At 39.1% G+C, this 21,385-nt stretch carries 13 protein-coding genes and 2 pseudogenes; 1 reads left to right on the forward strand and 14 read right to left on the reverse strand.

Annotation, left to right across the window (positions count from 1 at the left end):
- Nucleotides 1-102 precede the first annotated feature (102 nt).
- The 8 genes and pseudogenes from ACM0OP_RS10960 to ACM0OP_RS10995 form a co-directional block, all read right to left on the reverse strand.
- Nucleotides 103-207: pseudogene (locus tag ACM0OP_RS10960) on the reverse strand (fasciclin domain-containing protein); the annotation flags it as partial.
- Between the two features lie 199 nt (nucleotides 208-406).
- Complete coding sequence (gene darG, locus ACM0OP_RS10965) at nucleotides 407-1,456, reverse strand: type II toxin-antitoxin system antitoxin DNA ADP-ribosyl glycohydrolase DarG (RefSeq protein WP_414528440.1); 1,050 nt, start codon at nucleotides 1,454-1,456, stop codon at nucleotides 407-409.
- Nucleotides 1,457-1,672: 216 nt separating this feature from the next.
- Nucleotides 1,673-2,302, reverse strand: coding sequence for a type II toxin-antitoxin system toxin DNA ADP-ribosyl transferase DarT (gene darT, locus ACM0OP_RS10970; RefSeq protein WP_414528441.1), 630 nt, complete (start codon nucleotides 2,300-2,302; stop codon nucleotides 1,673-1,675).
- A gap of 34 nt (nucleotides 2,303-2,336) precedes the next feature.
- Entirely contained in the window at nucleotides 2,337-6,287 is a 3,951-nt protein-coding gene (locus ACM0OP_RS10975; RefSeq protein ID WP_414528442.1) for an Eco57I restriction-modification methylase domain-containing protein, read from the reverse strand.
- A gap of 131 nt (nucleotides 6,288-6,418) precedes the next feature.
- Nucleotides 6,419-9,817, reverse strand: a complete 3,399-nt coding sequence (locus ACM0OP_RS10980; RefSeq protein ID WP_414528443.1) for a helicase-related protein — start codon at nucleotides 9,815-9,817, stop codon at nucleotides 6,419-6,421.
- Nucleotides 9,818-9,865: 48 nt separating this feature from the next.
- Nucleotides 9,866-10,462 (reverse strand): hypothetical protein, encoded by a 597-nt coding sequence (locus ACM0OP_RS10985; RefSeq protein WP_414528444.1) that lies wholly within the window; start codon nucleotides 10,460-10,462, stop codon nucleotides 9,866-9,868.
- A 482-nt stretch (nucleotides 10,463-10,944) separates the two neighbouring features.
- Complete coding sequence (locus ACM0OP_RS10990; RefSeq protein ID WP_414528445.1) at nucleotides 10,945-11,634, reverse strand: hypothetical protein; 690 nt, start codon at nucleotides 11,632-11,634, stop codon at nucleotides 10,945-10,947.
- A gap of 7 nt (nucleotides 11,635-11,641) precedes the next feature.
- A complete protein-coding gene (locus ACM0OP_RS10995) occupies nucleotides 11,642-12,613 on the reverse strand; it encodes an MvdC/MvdD family ATP grasp protein (RefSeq protein WP_414528446.1) in 972 nt (323 codons plus the stop codon).
- Nucleotides 12,614-13,519: 906 nt separating this feature from the next.
- Here ACM0OP_RS10995 and ACM0OP_RS11000 point away from each other — a divergent pair.
- Nucleotides 13,520-17,776, forward strand: coding sequence for a hypothetical protein (locus ACM0OP_RS11000; protein ID WP_414528447.1), 4,257 nt, complete (start codon nucleotides 13,520-13,522; stop codon nucleotides 17,774-17,776).
- 43 nt (nucleotides 17,777-17,819) lie between these two features.
- Here ACM0OP_RS11000 and ACM0OP_RS11005 read toward each other — a convergent pair.
- The 6 genes and pseudogenes from ACM0OP_RS11005 to ACM0OP_RS11030 form a co-directional block, all read right to left on the reverse strand.
- A pseudogene (locus tag ACM0OP_RS11005) lies at nucleotides 17,820-18,156 on the reverse strand (PhoD-like phosphatase N-terminal domain-containing protein); the annotation flags it as partial.
- Between the two features lie 392 nt (nucleotides 18,157-18,548).
- Nucleotides 18,549-19,064 (reverse strand): helix-turn-helix domain-containing protein, encoded by a 516-nt coding sequence (locus ACM0OP_RS11010; RefSeq protein WP_414528448.1) that lies wholly within the window; start codon nucleotides 19,062-19,064, stop codon nucleotides 18,549-18,551.
- An 86-nt stretch (nucleotides 19,065-19,150) separates the two neighbouring features.
- Complete coding sequence (locus tag ACM0OP_RS11015) at nucleotides 19,151-19,501, reverse strand: helix-turn-helix domain-containing protein (RefSeq protein ID WP_414528449.1); 351 nt, start codon at nucleotides 19,499-19,501, stop codon at nucleotides 19,151-19,153.
- Complete coding sequence (locus tag ACM0OP_RS11020; protein WP_227789392.1) at nucleotides 19,498-19,908, reverse strand: type II toxin-antitoxin system RelE/ParE family toxin; 411 nt, start codon at nucleotides 19,906-19,908, stop codon at nucleotides 19,498-19,500. Before ACM0OP_RS11020 ends, ACM0OP_RS11015 begins: the two co-directional genes overlap by 4 nt.
- A 139-nt stretch (nucleotides 19,909-20,047) precedes the next feature.
- Nucleotides 20,048-20,512, reverse strand: a complete 465-nt coding sequence (locus ACM0OP_RS11025) for a hypothetical protein (RefSeq protein ID WP_414528450.1) — start codon at nucleotides 20,510-20,512, stop codon at nucleotides 20,048-20,050.
- On the reverse strand, nucleotides 20,509-20,928 hold the full coding sequence (locus ACM0OP_RS11030; RefSeq protein ID WP_414528451.1) for a hypothetical protein: 420 nt from the start codon (nucleotides 20,926-20,928) through the stop codon (nucleotides 20,509-20,511). Before ACM0OP_RS11030 ends, ACM0OP_RS11025 begins: the two co-directional genes overlap by 4 nt.
- Nucleotides 20,929-21,385: the final 457 nt, after the last annotated feature.

Consider the following 21,385-nt stretch of genomic DNA (forward strand, 5'->3'; position numbering starts at 1 on the left):
TCTTTACAAAACTTTACAACGTGTCCCATTTTGCACGTATCTCGGCGGACACCCATCTAGAATCACCGCCCCACAAATAGTATTCTCTATTTCAGCGTTTGCTTATGCAGGAATCAACACTGTATCAATTACGTGAATAACACCGTTATCAGCAGCAACATCTGGTTTTGCAACAGTGGCATCATTTATCTTTTGCGTTGCATCAACAGCAGATACTATCAAATTTCCTGGCGGGGCAAGTGAGAATTTCAGTGTCTACTTCAAGTTGGAAGTTTTTACCAAAATTCATCCAGAAATCTTACTGCTAATCCCTAGTACCATTAGCAACAATTGCTACCGTTCCATAAAATTTACAACGTGTCCTATTTTGCGCGTACCCCGGCTGAACCCCTAGTAGTCATATTTTTTACTTTACACCCAACCAATTTTGCTGTTCTAATCGCTGCCAAGCTTTACGTATATGCGCTGACTTAAAAATAGTTCTTTTGCGATCTGTCCAGGAGTGGACTAATTCTATAGCCTGTTCACTGTCTGGGGCTGGGTTGGTTTCTTGAGTCCCTACCCAGTGAACTGTGGCTAATAATTCCATGCCATAGGGGGTTTCAAAGCCAGTGATTAAATTGCTAACTCGCTCTAAGCGTTCCTGGGCTGATGGGTCATGGGCTAAAAATGTCTGTGCAGCTTCTCTTCCGGCTGGTAAGACGTAAATCTCCGCGCTTTCTGCCTTGGCTGTGCCATCCCCATAGCCGCGTATGTAATGCCCTTCTATGTGTCTTAAAACATGATTCAGGTTATGGGCATAGGGTCCATATTTATGTTTGACATACTCAAGGCGCAGGGGTTCACCGCCTACTTGCAAAAAGTAGGCGAGTTTTTGGATTTCTAGTTTGGTTAATTCGTAACCTGGAATTCCGTATAATTCCAGAAGGCGAATGAACAAAGCACGGGCGCGAGTCATATTTGGCTGTTTGCTGGCCACGGGCATTTGTGTGGCTGCGGGTGCGCCACTTGGTTCAAAGATAATCACGTGGATATCTGCCAGGGGGGCAAAGGCTGATTCTATCAAGGGTTTTACTACAGCCCAGTCCAAGCCGCCGTTACCGCATCCTAGTGGGGGAATGGCAATGGAGGTGATGTTTAGTTGCTGTACTTGGGCGACTAATGCCACCAGTCCGGTTTTGATATCATCTAATTTGGATTTACCTTTCCAGTGGCCTTTGGTGGGGAAGTTAATAATATATTGAGGGTTAAATAAGTTACCTGTGGCGACGGTAAACATTTGCCCCGGTTGCACAAGTCCTGCACGACAGGCTTTTTCGTATTGGCGGAAGTTTTCTGGATAAGCTTGTTTAAATTGCAAGGCGATACCTTTACCCATGACACCGACACAATTCACTGTGTTTACTAGGGCTTGGGCTGGTTCTGTTAATAGGTTGCCTTGCTTAATTTCAATCATTGTTTTTAAGGGATTAAATAATTTTAATCGCTGTTTATCTGGCTGTATTTTGTGGGGTAGTTGCTGATTGGTAATAATTGATTGCCGATTACTGATTATCTATGACTGGATGAACTAGAAACTGTTTTTACATCAATATTATTTTACTACTTAATGGAGTTATTGATTAAAACTAATAATAATTTGAAATAATATTTTACTACTTGATGGATAATTTTAATAATACCAACTGGGATAAATATTTACTGGTGTTTGTAGATTAAAGTTAGTGAGGATTTGTTGTACTTGTTGAGCAATGGTATGATTGATTACGCCTATTTGTTGAATCAAGTTCCAAGGGCAATTTTCATGGACTAAAAATTCTGCTTGTCTTCTGCATTTGCGGTTGGGGTCATCTTCTGTATCAAACCAATATTTTGATTTCATTAATTGCCAATCAATGACAGATTCTAAATCAGATAAGTTATCATAAAATTCGCTATACGCCATGATAGCGTGTCCATCTGTAAAAGCAAAGTTTAGACGAGAGTTTTTAATGGTGTATGCTTCTGAAACTAGATGAATAATTGGCTGTTGTCTACCGCTATAAGTAGCTACGTTTTGTTTATGAATGGCATAAAGCATGGGGGAACGTGGGGCAAAATAAAAGGGAACGTAATCATGTAAATATCCCCCGGCACTACAGGGGACTTTTGTGGTGGCACGTCTATCTTGGATTTGTCCGTGGGCGATGTCAAGATAGTTGGTTTGTTGTGTCTTGAGTCTACTATTTGCTATCAATCCCCCACTGGTTAATATGGAGGTTAAGTTATTAATATGGGTGATGTGATAAATCAGTGTAGACATCTGAACAATTGCAGATACAATAATTAATATAAATTTACGCCGCCCAACGGGTATTACTGTAATCAACAGCTTCTTTAGTTGAAAGTTTGACGCTTGAGTTATTACTACGAAGATAAAATACTTCTTCTTCTTTACCGCTTTTATCTTTAACTTTGACGTACACAGGTTTGGGGGAAGGTTTAACAATTACTCGACACACATCCTGTCCACTGACTTGATGAAAGGTAATTTGGAAGAGTGTACCACTATCTTTACCTATTTCTCTTAACAGTAAATCATTATTCAAGAACAGCATATAGCCGTCATTGTTTTGTTTTCTCAATGTTTGATAATCATTTTTCAAGCCCAAGGGTTCGCCGTCGTCATCTATTCCAATTAACAATGTTCCCCCATCTGCATTTAAAAAAGCAGCAACGGTTTTGACAATTTCATGTTCCATTGCTTTATCTTGTTTGTTATCACGCAGATTCCAACGGGCTGTTGATTTAAATTCGATGTTTGAACCTTCTTCTTGTTGAATTAATTCGATAATTTCTGCATCTCCAGACATTGGGGTAAAGGTGCGATAAGCTTCTAGTGCTGATTGTTTGATAAATTCTGGAACAATGGGGAATGTGGTGAGAATGTAACTAAATTCTTCTTCTGTAAAACCGTAAAGATGGGCTATAATTCCATCTAGTTCTGCACGCAGTTGAGCGCGTTCTGTTACGTCAGTTACGCCGTTTTTATGAGATTCTAGTCCTACTTCTTGGGCGAGTTCTTCAAATTCTGGTGTATTACAAATAAGTTTAACAGCACGTTCTACTATTTCATTAAAGTATTTATCGCCTTCTGTTAAGCGTGGAACTGGTAGTTGGTAGATATAAAACATATTAATGTTTGCAGACACCATTTGACGCAGTGCGAAATCAACACAAAAACTATTAAGTATACCACAAATAAATATTGTATGTTCATTACGATCTGGTACTGCAATATTCAAAGAATTACCACAAAAAACTTTTTGAGGTAAAACTGTTCCAATAAGAGTTCTAGAATCAGTGCTTCTAGCAATAGACCTATATGCGAAACGGTAATTTTGATAATCTAATTTTTGACCAATATCGCTTTCGTTTCTTTTTAATAAAACTTGTCTTCCTTCTTTTTCATCTACCCAATATCTAGGTTCAGCATATTGGTGAGTAAACTGACGAATCATTTTACCTTCATAAAGTGGTAATCTACCTTTTATTTGTTGCTTGAATAAATTTTTATCATCAGTCATATTAAATTCACGATGTAATTCCAGATTCCACTTACCGTTTATCTTTTCACCCAGTAAAGGAAACTTGAGCATTTTTTCAGCAATAGAAAATTCTATAGAACTTTTGAACTCTATCACTGAAAGAGAATCCGGGGAGAGACGACGTACAAACTCCAAACTGATATTTATACTTTCATCATTTGGAAACTTTTGCAAATCCTGGACATCGTAACGCATAAATGCAGCAGGGAATTCTTGGGTTATTCCACCTTTTTCAAAGGTAAGTACAACAAACTTAAAACTACGATGAACTCCTTCAAAAATCTCTTTGCGATTCTCAAAGCAGAATAGTCCAGTAACTTGAGTATGATTAAACAACATTTCTCGTAGTTTTTTAGCCCCTAAGTCAGTATAAATACCGCTAGGAATAACAAGTCCACATTCACCACCTGAACGTAAAAGGTTAAAGCATTGTTCCACAAATAGTTTATAAAGATTGATGTCTTTACCGTGGCGTTTACCGCTAATTATAGGAACTTGATTTTCATATTGGTCTGCAAATCTAAAATACTTTCTTTGATGATTATAATCACTTTGATACTTAAGCCATTTTTGTTGAAATTTTGTATCTGACAATAAACGATTTAATTCTGCCTCAAATTCTTTAACATCCATTTTGTTTTTTGAGACTATATCACTATATTCAGAACAGAATTCTTTTGCATTAGGTTGAAAAGTTTCCCAAGGTGGGTTTGTAATAATTGCATCAAAACCACCTCTTTCTAAGACTTTATCAAAATGATATCCCCAGTGAAAAGGCTTTAATTCTTCAATATATTGATTATTCAAAGCCCGCTTCTTAGACTTTCCAGTTAATTGGACTTCCTCATATTCAATACTCAACCTACTAAACTCATTCAACAATAAATTATTTAACTTTGCCTGGGATTGCTGATTGAGTTTATCAATATCCTGACGCAACATTAATAATCTATCATCTTGATCTGTTCCATGTTCTTCACCAGGAAGAAAAGCGTGTTTTTTATACAACTCAATGGATTCATTCTTTTCTGCTAAAATCTTTTGATAATTATCTGCTGCTAAAGCCTGAAGTAAATTCCCTTGTTTCGATTCTCCGACAGCATCAAAAGCAGTTTCATCAACACGAATTAAACCAATCAGAGAATTACCTGCCATAATATTAAAATCAATATTAGGCAATGGTTCTAATTCATCAACAGTATGAGCAGAAGCAACCAATTCTAAAAATAACCGCAGTTTGGCAATTTCTATTGCTTCCGGCATTATATCAACACCGTAAAGGTTATTAGTAATAATTTGTTTTTTAATATAATATTGTAGAGAAGCATGGGCGGCTCGTTCTTTATCTAAACGCTGTTTGAGGCTCGGATCTTTAATTCTGATTTCAATCGTGGCAATGACACTAGAATAAATATAAATCAGAGTTTGCATTGCGGCAATTAAAAATGCTCCAGAACCACAAGCTGGATCTAGTAAAGAAAGATTTGGTAAAATATCATAAAGTAGACGTTGACATAAATTACCATCTAGTTTGGTGATTAAATCATTAATACTGTCAAACTTGCGGGGTGCTACTAAATGGTTTACTTGATCTAAAATGAGTTTGTTAATTGTGCGATCGCATAAATAAGCTGTAATCTCTGGACGAGTATAATAAGCCCCGAAAGCCTTTTGGTTAATATACTTTTCAAAGATATATCCCAACACATAAGGATTAATTTCATTATCCTTACCTCCTGGTGTGTCGTCCAAATTCCAGGAGAAATCAGCAAATAAATTTAAGACGTTTTCAAAAGCAGAATCAGGAATAAAAATATTATTGTATTCTTGCTCAATTTTATGTTTTAAAAATAACCCACCATTCAAGTATTTTACTTCACCAATTAATGCTTTTGTCGGTTCGGGACGCTGATTATCTTGTTTAGCAAAACCTTCAAAAAATAAAGTATTTAAAAATTCTTTATAGAATAAATTTTTACCTCTTTCTTTACTTTTTGTAAGTTGATTTTGCAAATAAAGAGTATTATCATTATCATTTATAAAGCCTTTTATAAATCCCTTTCGTTGCAGAAAATAGACAAACATCAAGCGGTTAAGTAAAACGGAGGTATACCAGCGTTTATCTGCTTCATTTTCAATACCCTTAATTAAGCCTAAAAAAGAAGTATGCTGTTCTTGAAATTTATTGAAAAAGTCCTTAGTTACCCGTTCAACATTAAAACCTCTTTGCAACCGATCCGCAATATCAATAACTGTAATTTCTTCAATTTCTTCAATTGGAACTCGCAAAGCACTAATTTTACCTAACAGTAAATCTCCTGCTTGAGTTTTTACATAAACATGATCACGAGGATAAATCTTACTTCCTTCTCGTTTCACCCAATACCATAAAGATTGAGTAAGATTACCATCAATACCATCAATAAAAATTAATAAATTTTCTAAATGTAACTGGGCAATTTCTCTATAAATTGCTTCAAGAATATTGGCATGGGGAATTTGTCCAGATTCAGATGTGATTTCAAACACAACTGCCCCGCACTTTTCCGCTATTTTAGAACGGGTGTAATTTTGTCCATCAACTTCCATCACCACAGGTTTCTCTCGTCTTGGAGAATCCCACCCTAGCTGATAGATGAACAAGTCCTGAAAGTTAAAATTTTGTAACAGTTCGCGGCATTGCGTGAAATCAATACTCATATATTTTTACACTAAGAAACTTCGTTACCCAGCTATAGCCCCAAAAAACTCTTCAGTAGAGTACACCCATTAGTTTTAGATTATACGCAATACCTGTTATAAATGTCATGCTGAAGAGATTTAAGAGTAATTTACGCTTGAAATAATCCCAATGAACAAATAATCTGGGGTTCTCGCTTCTCTACTTCCTCACTGACAATGCACAAGCGGTCATCCATTCGCAGTGCTACCACCAATTCCGACAACTGCTGATTACTGATACCGCTTCTGAGTTGACGGTTGAGAGTATCAATTGCTGACTGTCGCAAGGGATAACGATAAATTTCGTCAACTGCTTTCAGGAGTTCCTCTGTAACAAAAAGTGTACCTTTCATCTCCTTAGCGTAACTTTTAAGTCGTTCATAGGTACGAAACCTTGCACCAGAAGGTCTTCCTAACTGACCTCCGGCATTTGTTTCTTCCTCAGCAATTAATTCAACACCCTTTTTCACTAACTCATGGTGCTGTTGATTTTTAGGTATAGCTGGTGTAGATTCAAGACAGGCAGCCGCCCGGAGAACTCCCAATTGGGATTGAGTAACACTGTTAGCTTCCCTGTCAACATAAATTAACGAATCATTACCATCAGTGGTTTTCATATAAAGTAATACGCCCTCTGGTTGCACAGGTTGGGGGGTATGGGCGCGGGTAGAATAAACCACATTGGACATTTCTTCAATTGTCTTTTTCAAAGCTGGGTTATTGTCAGTGGCTTTTTTCCAAATCTGAAATGCTTCCGAAGTTAAATCTACTTCGGCATCTTCTTCACCATCCAAAATTCCCGATTTCTCATTATATAAATCAAGAATTACTTGAGTAGAATCATCCTCAAAAAATGCTTCATCTGTTCCTACTACTTCGGCATTTTCTTGGAGTCTTTGGCGGAGTCTGCCCCGTAAATTAATAATGCGTTCTACCCCTTCGGCTGGGAGAAAAGAATAACAGAGAATTTTTTCTGCATTTTGTCCAATTCTATCTACCCGTCCCGCCCTTTGAATTAAGCGAATAATTGCCCAAGGTAAATCCCAATTAACAATAATTGCACAATCTTGTAAGTTATGGCCTTCGCTGAGAATATCGGTGGCAATTAAAATACGCACTTCTTGTTTTGATGTCACCTGTTCTCGTTTACCATTACTCACAGGGCTAAATCTGCCAGTGATTTCTGTGGGATTTTTAGATTGTCCTGTAACTTTAGCTAAATTAGTAATATTTCTAGTTTGCAAATTTTCAGTTAGATAGTGAACTGTATCTGCAAATTGCGTGAAAATTAGGACTTTCTCATTAAGGTGAGTTTTGGTTAAAAGGTTAACTAGGGCAGCAAGTTTTGTATCTGTCTGAGGTTTCCATTCTCCAAATTCTTGTAAGATATTGATTAAAGCTTTGGCATCTGCTAATAAATCACGTTTTAGTCTTTTTACATCAAATAGTGTAGAACGCAGCCACTTAAATCGCCGTTGATATCTGGTTGTATATTCTTGGTAAATTGTTTCTGCTTTTTGACGAAAACTCTTTTCTGTTACACTCATATTTCCCGCTTCCTCTTGCAGAGGTTCGGTGCTGGAATCATCTTCCTCTGTTTCTGTATCAAATAAAGTTGCTGCAACAGAATCAGCATCTTCATCATTATTCCTAGTATCTAATAACTCCGCATCCTGAGTACCAATAGGAATATCTAAACCCTGTTCTATCGCATACAAATAAATGAAATTACGTAAAATGTGGCGTTCAATTGATTGAATAAAAGCAATACCGCTACTTTCTAGACGTTTAAATAAGTTGGTACGGGAAAAACCCATTAACCTTCTACCACCGCGAAATAAACTATTTAGTAGGCGTTGCTCGGCTTCTGTAGGCGGTTGTTTATGTTTGGCAATAATGTAATTACCAAGCCCATAGCGAGGTAAATTAAGTTGATTAATGGCTTCTACTATTGATTCAGAATAAAGTCGAGAGTATGGATCTGAATTTGAATTTTCTAAGGTAAACTTAATGGTACGAGGTATGCGGTCTGGGAAAAAAGAACGACTGCCATCTGCAAATTTTAAATATTTCCGCCCAGTTTCATCAACATTGGCATAATTATCTTTAATAAATGAACGAGTCCGCCGTACCATGTAGCGTTTCATCAATTCTCGCCAGTCATCAGGATGTTCGCTTTTTTCAAAAGCTGCTAAAGACCGTACAGAACATTGGTGCTTTTTAATAAACTCTAATTCTCCTAATGTTCCGCCACCCAGTTGATTAATTAAAGCTTCTGGTCTAAATCCCAAATTTTCGTCTTCTGGCACAAATAGCCGCAATTGAGAAGAAAGGTCTAGATAAGTTTTATTATAAGGAGTTGCAGATAAGAGAATACATTTACTTTCATTAGCGGCGATATATTCGGCAATTGCCCGATAACGTTTTCCTTCTCGGTTACGTAAATTGTGACTTTCATCAATTAATACAACCCGGTATCGGCGTAAGTCTGGTAATTGATTCTGGACTTTGCTAATTGGCATTACCTTAGCGTATAGCCGATATTTATCTACATACTCCTGCCACATCTGCACTAAGTTTTTTGGGCAAATAATCAGTGTTTCTAAATAACAATCTTCCTGTAAGATTTTTGCTAGGGCAGTTCCCACTAAAGTTTTCCCTAAACCCACCACATCACCAATTATTACGCCCCCGCGCCTGGTAACATGACGCGCTGCTAACTGAACTGCTGCTTTTTGGAACTCAAACAAGTTGTTAAATTCACGGGGAATGCGAAATTCAGAAAGTCCAGCGATGGCTTCATGGGATAAATGGTAAGCAATCTTGAGGTAGATATGGTAGGGAGGTATTGATTCTGGTCTTGCCCAACTCTCATCAATAATTTGGGCTAGTTCTTGAGAAATATCTATACAACCATAATCCTTCCAACGGTCATCAAACCATTTTTGTAATTTATTACAAGCATCATGATCTAAAACGTCAAGGTTTAATTCTCCTTGCTTTGCCAAACCAGGAAGTGTGAGGTTACTGCTTCCTAAAAATCCTACTGTGGGTATGTTCGTGTCCTGGCGATGGACAAGATATAATTTGGCATGGAGAGAATGACGCAGAAACAGTTTAATAACTAATTTTTGGGTTTTTAGTTGGTGACTTAACCGCCTTAACCCAGCTTCATCTTGATTAGTAGGCGCACCGATAGTCAACTGCTGGCGAAATTCAGAGGCCATGCGTTTTTTGAAGCGTACAATGGCACTGTTATCAATTCTTCCTTCACCAGTACCCAGAGAAAATGCGGCATGAACTTCATCACTGGGTAAATTTTGCATCCCAATTAGTAATCGACAACAAGCGAGATGCCCACCAATATATTGTTCAATTAAATCATCTATTTTTCGCCAACCTCTAAGATTGAAATAGCCGACACAAAAATCTGCTCGATAGGAGACTTGAAGCGTATCTCTTAATATGGGCAATAATTGTAATTCTATGTTATCAAATATACGGGGCATAATTTTCTTGCTACTGTGAGATCCGTATTGGAGGTTTTTTTAGACTTTTTAATCAAGTCTTACTACTCTCCATCCTGACTGATTCCCTACCCTTCCAGATTTGACAAAGCCAAAAGAACCACGGACAAACTGCTGTTCCCCTTCCTTGAGTTTTGGTTTACAACCAATCAAGTCTTCTACTTCAGTAGATGAAAGAATCCAGCCCGCTTTTGCTGCTTCCTCAAGTGCTTTGAGATGTTGTAAGGGGTCAGACGGTTTGAGGTGACGGGCGATGCCTTCGGCGAGCGGAGCTATCGCTTCCACCAAAGCTATCAACTCACTGGCTGCTGTCTCTGACTGCCCAGTGGTCAGACTGGACGTGTCTACTCTGTCCAGTGGACTAAAACTAATGTCTACTTGTCCAGTGGGGGTGTCCATCGTGTCCACTGATCTAGGGGATTTAAAATCATCCATCTTCCCCCCATCTTTAATATGTTGGTGCAGCTGATCTAGTAGTTCTACATCAGTTGCATGAACGTAAGATTTATTACCTTGTTTGAAGGGTTTAATATCCAGTGCTTCCAGTCGGTTATAAACTGCCTGCTTACCAATAGCGTATCTATCCTGTAGTGCAGTTACAGGAAACGGATCTATTTCTACTACCATAACTGTCCAGTGGACTAACTAGACCTGTACAGTGGACAGTCTAGCATAGGACTCTATAAGTATAAATCACCAGCAAAAGCTACATACTAACGCAAGGCGAAAGTCAAAAGGTTTGTATTTAGCAGAAACACAATGTAAACGGCTCAAAGGTATATATTTCGTTAACGATGACACCCGATTAACCCAGACTTATGAATCAGTCCGACAACACTCACGCTACAACCCGCATTCTGTCGTTGGTTGATAAGACTTGCTTATGCTTGCACCAAGATGACCAAGTACAGGTATGGTCTCCGCTCTGGCTTGGCACTAAATAATTAGGGACTTCCAAAAGTGGATGCACCCCTCGCTTGTTTTAGTGAAGTAGAAGATAAAGTTCATTTTGTCTATTATTTACGTGAAGCTAAAATGTTTTGTAAGTTTTCGGAAGCAGCTTTCTCTATTGTACGTGAAGGGTTTCGTATTAACTTAGTGCCATTTCTCTATATGATATAGAAACAATACTCTAACCAAAATAGTAAATAATACACGTCACCAAAGTATATCCGTGGTTGACAGTGAAGTACAGTTATTCTTTCAATAACACTTTTTGTGACCTGATTACTATCGTTATATATATTCCAAATTCCAAGAATCATTATACATAGCATTCCAAGAGAAAAATAACGCAGAGCAGCTCGATACAGATCAAGCATAAAATCTGTTACACGCTCATTGTAATCTTGGGATTTGAGCATATCATTACATAATTCTTTTTTTGCATATTTTGGTTCTAAAAATATATAACTATAGTCAACTGTTTGGCTTCTCTCAACTCCAAAATATACAGTCAGTAAATATATGGTAAAAAATAGCAAAATAATAGGAAAAATAGCTAATTTTCCTATAGATTTTGCAGAAGCAATGCTGGTGGTACTTGAGACTAAACCAAGTAAAATAGAAGTTAAGGTTAATAATGTACGTGCCTTGGTATCTACCGCAACTCGACGTTCTTTAGTTTCATCATTTTTATATTTTAAAAAATCAATTTTGTCCTCGGTTATTTCTATCTCTGCTGAAATCAGATCAACCTCTTTAGTAGACTCATATTGTCTATTTTTGACTTCTGATAAAGTGCATTCAATGATTACAAGGCGCATTAGTACCCATTTGATATAAGCTGGGAAGTCCATATCTAATTTATGAAGGTTTTTTTTGCATGGATTTCAACAATGGGCTTGCAATATCGGTTACACCCTCTAAGTCTAGCCAAGCCCACTGACCATTAGGATTAATTTCAAAGAAAAACCACTCAGCATCTATACTAATTGCCATATCAATAGCTGCAAATCGCAGTCCATAGGAACGACAAAAATTTAAAATCTTATTCTTGAGTGGAGATGGCAAATCGATAGATTCATATAGAACACCGCTCATGTTACTTCTGCGTATATCAATTGCCTGTAATTTATCTTGCTCAGAAGGAAGAATTGCAATAGCGATAGCTTCTTCATCTATAACATTCACTCTAACATCACATAACTTCTCTACTTTTTCTTGAAAGAGATTTGGACACAACGATAAAAATTCTCGATTTTCATAAAGTTTATCTATTGTGACCTCATTTGTGAAAATTATTGTATCTTCTTGAGGATCATCTCTTTCAATGTATCCATGCGAAAGTGGTTTGATGACTAACCTCTCTTCACATTCTTTCCAAAACTGGATAACTTGCTCCCAGGATTGAGTAACTAAGGTCTTGGGAATTGTAAGCCCTAATTTCTTAGCACGACTCAGTTGTTCTAATTTGGATGAAGCTAAAGCATTGTTTCTTGGATGGTTAATCCATAATTCAGCAGGAATATGCGAAAGAAATCCTTCAATGGCTGCACTCCATTCACTACGAGTATGTGCTTGCTCACCCTTCTCAAAATATTTGCTTGTTGGAAACTTAAGTGGCTGTGGTCTTCTGTACCATACAGAAGTTATTTCCTCTGGCACTAACTTTCGATGATCTAAAGAAAGTGATAGTTTGTTAGGTCGAAATAGCAACTCTGCCTTTTCGATTAGCTCATCAGTATTTAGTCTGAGGTAACTACATCTATTTTGCTCTAGTTTGGAGCAAATATAATCTACTGTCACGTCTAATGAATTTGAAAGAACTACTATCATTCAACTCTGCTATCTTGGAATCACAGTGAACTTTGTATACGAGTAATCAATATCTGGATTTTCTCTTGTTCTTGTAGAAGTCTGAGTTCCACGATTATCTGGATCTTGATCGGGTTCCTCACGAGAATCTGTCCTAGTTTGAGTGCCAAGTAAAATATTAGTTGAGTGAGTATCTCCCTTTTTCTGAAACACTTTTTCTTGATATAAAGATATGAAACTATATTTCATAGTTTTACTCAGTTAAGATATGTTTTTCAAAGACGAAATTGTTTGTAAGAATATTATAGCTAGTCAAAGAGCATTATAGCTAGTGTAAGCAGTGTGAGCGCACATTTCATTTCATTGATTTTGAATGGTCTGTTTATTTACGCCGATTTGTACTAGTAGGGGCTATTAGGGGTTCAGCCGGGATAGCTGTAAAATGGGACATACTGTAAACTTTTGTAACATATATCAATCAAAACCCTTGATATACGGTTGCTTCAATACCAAACTTTACTGGACTCCTCCAGTTGAAACATTTCCAAAAATGATTGTTTATGGGCAAGCTTGAGGCACTGAAAAGGGTAAAAAGTTGATTTTACCGTGCAAAACTTTCATTGCCCCAATATCATTTATGGGCAAGTTGGTAAATCAATAAAATACGCTTTGCAACAAAAATTTACAACGTGTCCTATTTTGCGCGTACCCCGGCTGTACCCCTATTATGTTCCCGGACGATAGCGAAGCGCTGCTGCAAGCAGTTCGCCTAATATTTCTAACTTTGGGCGATGCCTCATGGCTTTTGTAGAAGGATTAGAAATCTGTGTTACCCTTGAACTCACTCTACATCCGAAAATGCAAGTGCTGCTCGCTGAGGAAGAGTGAAATAATTTCTTTTCGCATCACTTAAGTTTTCTTTGAGGTATGTCTTCCTTCACTCCACCGCGTGACAGAGATGCATGGAACACCATTAGAGGTTATGTCTACCAAGTTGACCTAACGATTGAGCGTTGGTTAAAGTTGCAAACCGGACAGACCCTTGAGCTTGAGTGTGGGGAAGACATAGATATTGTCTCTCGTTCCCTGACAGCCACTCCAGAAGAACAACATCGGCTGTTAGAACAGGTCAAACATCGCGAGAGTTCCATTACCCTTAAAACTCCTGAAGTAGTAACCGCCATTGCCTGTTTTATTGAGCATTACCAGACAAACCCTAGTGCCAACCTGTTATTTAGGTTCACAACCAACACCCAGGTTGGCAAAGAGAAACTTTCGCAAATACCAAAAAAGATTCCAGGCTGTGATACCTGGAAGCAAATTCCAGGTATCACAGCCTGGAAGCAAATACACCAAGGGCATTTACAACAGACGGCACTTCTCGAAGTTCTAAAAGGTATTCGTATAATCCTAAACAAGGTTCAGAAACCTGACAAACTTCATAACGATACTTGGCAAATTTTTCGTGAATTTATTGCAACTGCCAGCGACGAGCAACTCCTTGACCTAATTCGCAATTTTGAGTGGAGTACAAATGCGCCTCAAGCTCAGTCATTAAGCCCGATCCTGCAAAAACTGCTTTTAGAACGACAATATGCAACAGACAATCTCCAGGCACAAGAGCAATACCAACGGCTTTTTCTATACGTATTCAAACTGCTTTCGCAGCGTGGAAGTAAGCAGTTAACTGTAAATGAGCTAACCCAGCAACTTTCTCTGCCAACCCTGAGTGAAAGCGATCGCGATCTGCTAAACAACCTTTGGGTTTGGGTTCAGGCGATAGAATCTCGTGTTAGTACTTTAGAGCAAGGTTTATCACAAACTAATCAGGCAATTACGTTAATAGATGCTGAAGTACAACGTCTAGCTAGAGAACAAGGCATTAATGCATCTATCAGGTACACTGTCAGCACACCCATTCTGGATATTCCTCCATCTGTTAAGCATCTCAGCAATAGAGTAGAAACCGTAAATATTTTATTAGGTCTTTTTAATAACCACACTTGGGTAGCAATTCATGGTGGTGCTGGCACAGGGAAAAAGCAACTAGCAATTTTAGTAGTTCATGCTAGGGATGTTGCGGCTCTCTGGCTGTCGTTGCGCGGTTTAACTATCGAACAAGCTTGTCTTCAACTAGACATAGCTTGGGAAGCATTGATGGCATCGTCATCGCAAATAATTGTTTTATATGATATACCGCGACTTTTAAAAGGAGATAAGCTTTCGGAACGATTACTTCGACTAGCCAATCTTTGTCGAGGTAAAAATATTTATATTTTGTCAACTAGTTGTTATGAATTCCCACTTAGTTTACGTGAATACTTTGATGACCATACACTTCATGTGATAGAAGCACCACTTTTTAGTAACCAAGAGGCATATGAAATACTTTTAGCTTACGGCGCATCTCCTTCTGTTTTAAATACTAAGTTTGTTAATTTTATTAACAACTTGGCGAGGCAAATCCCTTGGCTGATTACTGCCATTGCACGATACTTGCATCAGCAGAATTGGCAATTCACCGACGAGGTTCTTACAGGGTTATTCAAGAGTGAGTACACAGCAGAACTCAATAACGAAATAATTAACAGATTATTAGTCACTATTGAAGAACCGGAAACTAGAGAACTCTTATATCGACTCAATTTGGTGCAAAGAGATTTTAATCGAGAAGACATACAAGCAATTGCGTCTGTTGAGCCAATTGTGGAACGATATCCCGAACGTCTAAATGCTCTGATGGGACTTTGGGTGCAACGCAATACTAACAATCGCTTACGTGTTTCACCACTAGTAAAGGCACTGGGAAGTGATAATTTGCTGTCGGAAACACGTAAGATATGTCATCTAAGATTAGGTGAGCGATTTATACACCAAAATCATCAATATAATCAGTACGATGCTATTGATGCCTTGATTCATTTTTATAATGCAGAAGCTTTCAATAAAGCCGGTACAATACTAATTTTGGCTCTTTACGAGTTGGATAAAATAGACGAGCTAGTTGATGATGGGGGTCTGTTATTACTATGGTGTAACCAACCACTACCTGAACAGATGGATTTAGGGCTTCGTATATATGTACGAGGATTACAAGTTGCAGTCGGACACAAATACAATCTAAATACTACCTATCTAGTTCAGAACTTAGACAGACTTCTAGAACAAGCATCGGAAAAAGAAGCTTGGGCTGTAATTGGTTCTGTAGCTCTCGTAAATCGAGTACTTAGTCAATCAGACCCAGTACGTGCTAATCACTACTTGCTAACTGGACTACAACTACTGGCAAATGGACAAAAGCCTGATGGTAGCAAGTTAGTTTTCACTAGCGAAGTACGGTGGGAGTGGTTACTTTGGGGAAATATCCGTGGCATTACAACTGCGGAGCATTTGCAAAGCTGGGTGAGTACTATAGAATATCTAACTCCCGAACAGCGACAAAGTGTTTTTACCTCTGCACTTGCTGAACTAGGTTGTTTGCTGGTATCAGAAAATTTATGGCTGCAAGAAGCTGATAAGCCAAGAGAGCAACAACAATGGCAGACGCTTCTTGTCACATTTAAAGAATTAGCAGAGACAGCTTTTCAACTAAACCTAGAGTTACTATGGGCTTGTACAATACGTTCTCAAATAGTTGTCTTAGCAGAATATTGTCACGACTTAAATACAGCAGTAGCAGTAGCTGAAGAAGCTATTGCTACTGCCTCTGATGACCCTCGCGTTCAATTTTTAATTAAAGAGTGTGTAGGTAGACAGTACCTTTATGTAAACCGCAATGATGAAGCAGTAGCTTGCCTAGAAAAAGCTTTAAATCAATCTATACAAGCTTATCCTTTTGTACGTATGCACGCTTTCCTCTCAGCCAGTCGTGCAATTGCTTCTCAAGAGCCTTATTTGGCAATTCAATATGCTCAACAAGCAGTAAACTTAGCACAAACATTTGAGGAAATACCAGAAACAGAGCTAGTAAAAGCGTTAGGAGAGCTTGCCATTGCCAAGTGGCTTGCTAGTGACCTAGTAGCAGCATTTGAGCCTTGGGAGCAAGCAGGTGAACATTTATTTGCTTGTAAAACAGATGCAGATGCTTGGAAAACGCTTTTTACCGTATATGCTCACATATCTGTCTACTTCACCACACTTGCAATCACTGGCTCTCCCCCAACCTTGGACGGTCAGCCATATTCAGCACCTCAGCGAGGAATTTTCTTGACTTCCCGTTCAGAAATAGTAGCAAATTACGATCCATCCCGTGATAGTGTGCTTCCAGCACAATTGGCTAAATTTGCTGAGGCAATAGGCAACGATGAATGTGCAGCTACATGGGCTTTAAAAGGTATGGATATGGCACGGACAGCAAATCAGTATTTAGCCTTTCCTTCACTTAGCATGAATGCCATCCCTCATTTACTGCTGGATAACCGCTATGCCGAAGTTCTCGATTTAGCAATTGAAGCAGGAACGATTCTGATAGCAGTTTTTTTACATACTCAATCTGGTGGAAATCCTTTGGATTCCGATCTTGATGTGGCAGGCATTCTTGGTTCCCACCCAAACGAAATGTGGCGGCAGGCAGAAGTTAATGCCTTTATCCTGGGGTTACTTCCCATCACGTTTTGCCTCAGTACAGTTGCCATCCGTCAGCCTGAGATCGCTTGGAGGCAAGCAGCAGATGTAGCTGCATTATGTCGTGAGATTAGCGAAACTTCTGACGAACAAACACACTGGATAACAGCAGCAGAGATAATAGAACAAATACACTTACAACAAGTATCATGTAACGAACTTATTCATCGCTACCAAACTTTGAATTCACAATCTAATGTACTTCAAGCAATTGGTTATTTAGCTGCAACGTTACAAGAGGGAACTACTCTTGCAAAGACGCTTGAAGTACATTTGGCTATCATGCCACTTGTGTACGGATTATTAAAACCAGGGTCTACAATCTATCGGCATATTATTCTACCTTTTATTACCACTTACTGGAAAAAAGCATTTGAACAGGTATATTTCCGATTCAATTCTCCTCAATTGGTTAGTCAGATGTTCTTCCAAGCACAGAATTTATGTGAAGAACAGCAAGCACAATTAATACTAGACACTGTTGCATATAGTCTGGGAGTCAGTCTTCCACCCGAAGCTGTTCAATGGTTAAGGGAGCAGTTTTCGGAGCCACCAGTCTGAAGTTGCATTCCTGGCATATCTCTTATGCGGCCTGCAAGTACTCGCGTACATCAACGTGTACTGAGTGTCCTAATTCTGGTGTCGCCAGTGTTGTTCCTCGACGCACAACCCTTCTCATTTTCTCATCAAGGGCAACTTGCCACCGCACAGGAACATTTTGCAGGGGCATTCCACCTCCATTCAAGGGATTTGGAGCCAGTCTAGTCCAGATCACCAGAAGCAACACCAAGACTAAAAGGATAGCCGGAAAATCTGTGGTTAGCCAATACTGGATGCAATTGGCTAGTAACTGTTAAACCTGTTAAAAATCCTGCACACAGTAAAAAACTCCGCCGCTTACATTGATTTGCTAGCAGACGATTGTAATTCATTAATGCCATGTTCACCCCTACTGAGATGTTGATTTTAATTGGTCTCTCAATTGCTTAAGCAAGTCACAGCAACCTACCAACCTCAAATCAAGTAGGAATTAAGATTATGTTAAATTTAACTATTTGATCATGGCATCCTGCCAAAATAAATAATTCTTCCCAGTCCATGAAGATAGGAGACATTGACAGCTTCTGCCATCCAAGATGTGTCACGGTGGTGGAGCTAACAAAACATCTTGAGGAACGCGATGCCTGCTTGGGCTACGCGATCGCGCTACACCTTCGTGCCAAATTGTGTAATTGGTATCATTTTTCATCTCGCCAAAACTCGCCACTGTTTCAAAGGCTAATACTATCTCTATCCTCTTGGCGAGTTTTACACTGTCGCTATTTGGCGATATTTAAAATAGCTGATTAATGTACTCATCCAGGTCACTGCGTTTAATCCGCCAACCTTTACCAATCACTTTGGCTTTTAGTTCCGAAGCTGCGATCGCATCCTTGAGAAATTCTCTAGACAAACCAGTTAACGCCTGTGCCTCTGCCATCGACAACAGTAACTTATCGGCTACTGGTACTTTGGGCTGATTGTCATTCGTACTCAGCAGCCCTTCAATGATTGATGAGAGCTTATCAATTACACCAATCTCGCCAAATTCCGTAATCTCGCCAGAGGTTTTCACCAGTTTTTCTGTTCCTGGCTGATGCTCTGTCGCAATTTGGCGAGATTCAAAGGCAGGTTTTACAGTCGGTTGGTTTAATTCTTCCTTAAATGCTTCCAGTTCGGAGGAGTCAAAGTTTGCAGTCGGGCGAGTTTTTCCTTTCTCATACTTAACGCTGATTCGCCCCTGTTGTACATAGCGCTCTAGCGCTCGAACACTGACACCAAGAAAATCTGCTGCTTCTTGTTTGTTCATGAGATTACCGCCAAATATCGCCAAATTATATCATGCCATCTGGCAGTATTTGGCGGGGTTAGAACATGATGGGGTAGCGTGCTAAACTAACTCCTTAGCTCCTTAGCAGGAATCGTCAAAGGCTGGACTTTTTGTCGCCGCTTTCCTTTAGTAGGTACAAAACGAATTTCAACAGCGTAACCAGCCCCTGAAGCCAGTTTAGCTAAAGTTTCAAATTTAGGAACCTGTTTACCAGATTCAATCCGAGCTAGCTGTGGTTGTTGAATACCAACCAACTCAGCAAAATCACGTTGATTTAAACCACTAGCTTTCCTCAGAGCAATTACTCGCCTTGCAAACTGGAATTCCGTTTCCAGTGCTTCATATTCAGCTTTTACCTCTGGATCTGCTAGGACTTCATCACGGATAGAATCCCAGGAAATTGTGTTATTCGTCATTGTTTTTGACTCTTCTTGGTTTTATTGCCTTTTAAAAGAGAAGCCTTTTCTTGTTGAATTTTCTCTCGTTCTACAAAGTCCTTCATTCGTTCTTTAGCCAATTTCAACTCTTTTCTGGGGGTCTTTTGAGTTTTTTTTTGAAACCCGTGAAGCAAGATGAACTGCTTGCCAGTGTAGGCGAAATAAATTACGCGATAGATGTTTGTGTCTTGTTCTGCTCGAATTTCATAAAGCTTGTCCTCAAGATGCTTGACGTGTGGCTCTCCTACAGCTACCCCTTGTTCCTTTAAAAGGTCAAAAATATGACCAAGCCTAGCTTTTACCTTTGCATCCTGTTCTTTAAACCAATCTAGTACTGGAGATTCCTCATTGGCAAACTGATAAAACTCAACTTTCCACTCACTCACTTAATTGACTCTTCTGATAACGCTAATGTTATCATAGCTTTTCACTCTTATTCAACAGCCTTAAAGCTTTGAGTTAAACACTGCCCATTGCTTGGGACTGATTGCCTCAATTTCAGCCTTTCGCTGCTGTACTTCGCGGTTATCGTTGTCTGTGCGATTGCCTCCGGCACGGCAAAACGCCATCGCCTCCGGCAGAGCATAGCCCATCGCCCTTAGTCAAACTATGGGTTTTAGCAATTTCATTAGATGCTATATCTACCCGCCTTTTGATCATTTCAAACTGCTTTTGTGTAGTCACTCGCCATTGGTCACGAGCGATAGCATCCAGCTTTTTACAGAGTAACAATTCAAACCGAGTATCAATTACACCCAACTGGTTTAAATGGTAAAGTTTATCGCCACATTCGCACAGCTGACAGATAGGAATGCGATCTCGATCATAATCGTAGTTCGGAACAACTAACCTGACTAAGTGCGGCTGAATCTTCCCAGTATCTTGGCAACAATAGCATTTCCAAGACGGCTGCCAAATTTCCTTATCCCCTGTCTCCGGTTCTGGACGGACTGGTAACGGCTCGAATTGTGGAAAATCTTCAATCATCATTCCTCCCTCAACCAGCTAAATTGCTTCGTCTCCCGGCACCATTTCACAAATTCATACTTTTCTGAATCGCCTGCAATGAACTGCAAGGGGTTGGCTGTCTCCTCAATAATTGCCAGCCAGTCACGAGTGCGCGGGTCATTCTCCCATTTAGAAACTTGCGCCGGGGGCGTTTTTCCCTTGGACTTGTACCACTGGCGTGATAATTCCTGCCAATTCATCTCTATCCAACGTCGGGTGAGTGTAGGGGGATTTGGTAACTGCGTGGCCTTCTGTTCCCCAAATATCCAAAATTCCTCTCTCTCTGCTTCTGAGAGAGAGTCTGTAAAGTCTGAATAAGTCTGAATAGTCTGAAGGAAGTTGGAACCTTGACCCTGAGCAGGTTCTAGAGGTTGATTTTCTGGAATGTCAGAATCCATTCTGGAATTTCGGAATTCATTCTGGGATTTCAGAATATTTTCTGGTATTTTGGAATGGATTCTGGGATTCCGGAATGAATTCTGGATTCTCAGAATCATGCTGTTGTTGAGAATCAATAGTTGAATCTTGTTGACAAAATTCAATGATGATCTTGCCACTATTAACAGCAGTCCCCAAACACTACTAAAAACTACATAAGTAATACAATTGAGACAATCAACTATTGTTTGAAATCAGCAAACCACTGGCTGCTTACGGTTTGTTGATTAAGAATGCAAAACGGCTCTCAAGTTTGACTTGAAAGCCGTTTTCACAACAGAGAAATTGACATGGGGCTTCATAGATTCAATGCAATGCCCCGGTTTCGGTATAAGTGGTTCTATATATTCCATATATCAGGAGATACAGCTAGATGGCAAAAGGTTCCGAAAAATATTCGTAACCTCACAGAGAATT

It is taken from the genome of Nodularia chucula CCY0103, from assembly GCF_963923915.1.
Taxonomy (GTDB): domain Bacteria; phylum Cyanobacteriota; class Cyanobacteriia; order Cyanobacteriales; family Nostocaceae; genus Nodularia; species Nodularia chucula.

What these genes read in the sequence shown, in the direction of transcription:
- ACM0OP_RS11025 (WP_414528450.1), bottom strand. Translation starts at nt 20,512, where the DNA reads ATGATGATTGAAGATTTTCCACAATTCGAGCCGTTACCAGTCCGTCCA.
- ACM0OP_RS10995 (WP_414528446.1), bottom strand. Translation starts at nt 12,613, where the DNA reads ATGATAGTAGTTCTTTCAAATTCATTAGACGTGACAGTAGATTATATT.
- ACM0OP_RS10985 (WP_414528444.1), bottom strand. Translation starts at nt 10,462, where the DNA reads ATGGTAGTAGAAATAGATCCGTTTCCTGTAACTGCACTACAGGATAGA.
- ACM0OP_RS10975 (WP_414528442.1), bottom strand. Translation starts at nt 6,287, where the DNA reads ATGAGTATTGATTTCACGCAATGCCGCGAACTGTTACAAAATTTTAAC.
- ACM0OP_RS10980 (WP_414528443.1), bottom strand. Translation starts at nt 9,817, where the DNA reads ATGCCCCGTATATTTGATAACATAGAATTACAATTATTGCCCATATTA.
- ACM0OP_RS11015 (WP_414528449.1), bottom strand. Translation starts at nt 19,501, where the DNA reads ATGACGAATAACACAATTTCCTGGGATTCTATCCGTGATGAAGTCCTA.
- ACM0OP_RS10990 (WP_414528445.1), bottom strand. Translation starts at nt 11,634, where the DNA reads ATGGACTTCCCAGCTTATATCAAATGGGTACTAATGCGCCTTGTAATC.
- ACM0OP_RS11000 (WP_414528447.1), top strand. Translation starts at nt 13,520, where the DNA reads ATGTCTTCCTTCACTCCACCGCGTGACAGAGATGCATGGAACACCATT.
- darG (WP_414528440.1), bottom strand. Translation starts at nt 1,456, where the DNA reads ATGATTGAAATTAAGCAAGGCAACCTATTAACAGAACCAGCCCAAGCC.
- ACM0OP_RS11030 (WP_414528451.1), bottom strand. Translation starts at nt 20,928, where the DNA reads ATGGATTCTGACATTCCAGAAAATCAACCTCTAGAACCTGCTCAGGGT.
- darT (WP_414528441.1), bottom strand. Translation starts at nt 2,302, where the DNA reads ATGTCTACACTGATTTATCACATCACCCATATTAATAACTTAACCTCC.
- ACM0OP_RS11010 (WP_414528448.1), bottom strand. Translation starts at nt 19,064, where the DNA reads ATGAACAAACAAGAAGCAGCAGATTTTCTTGGTGTCAGTGTTCGAGCG.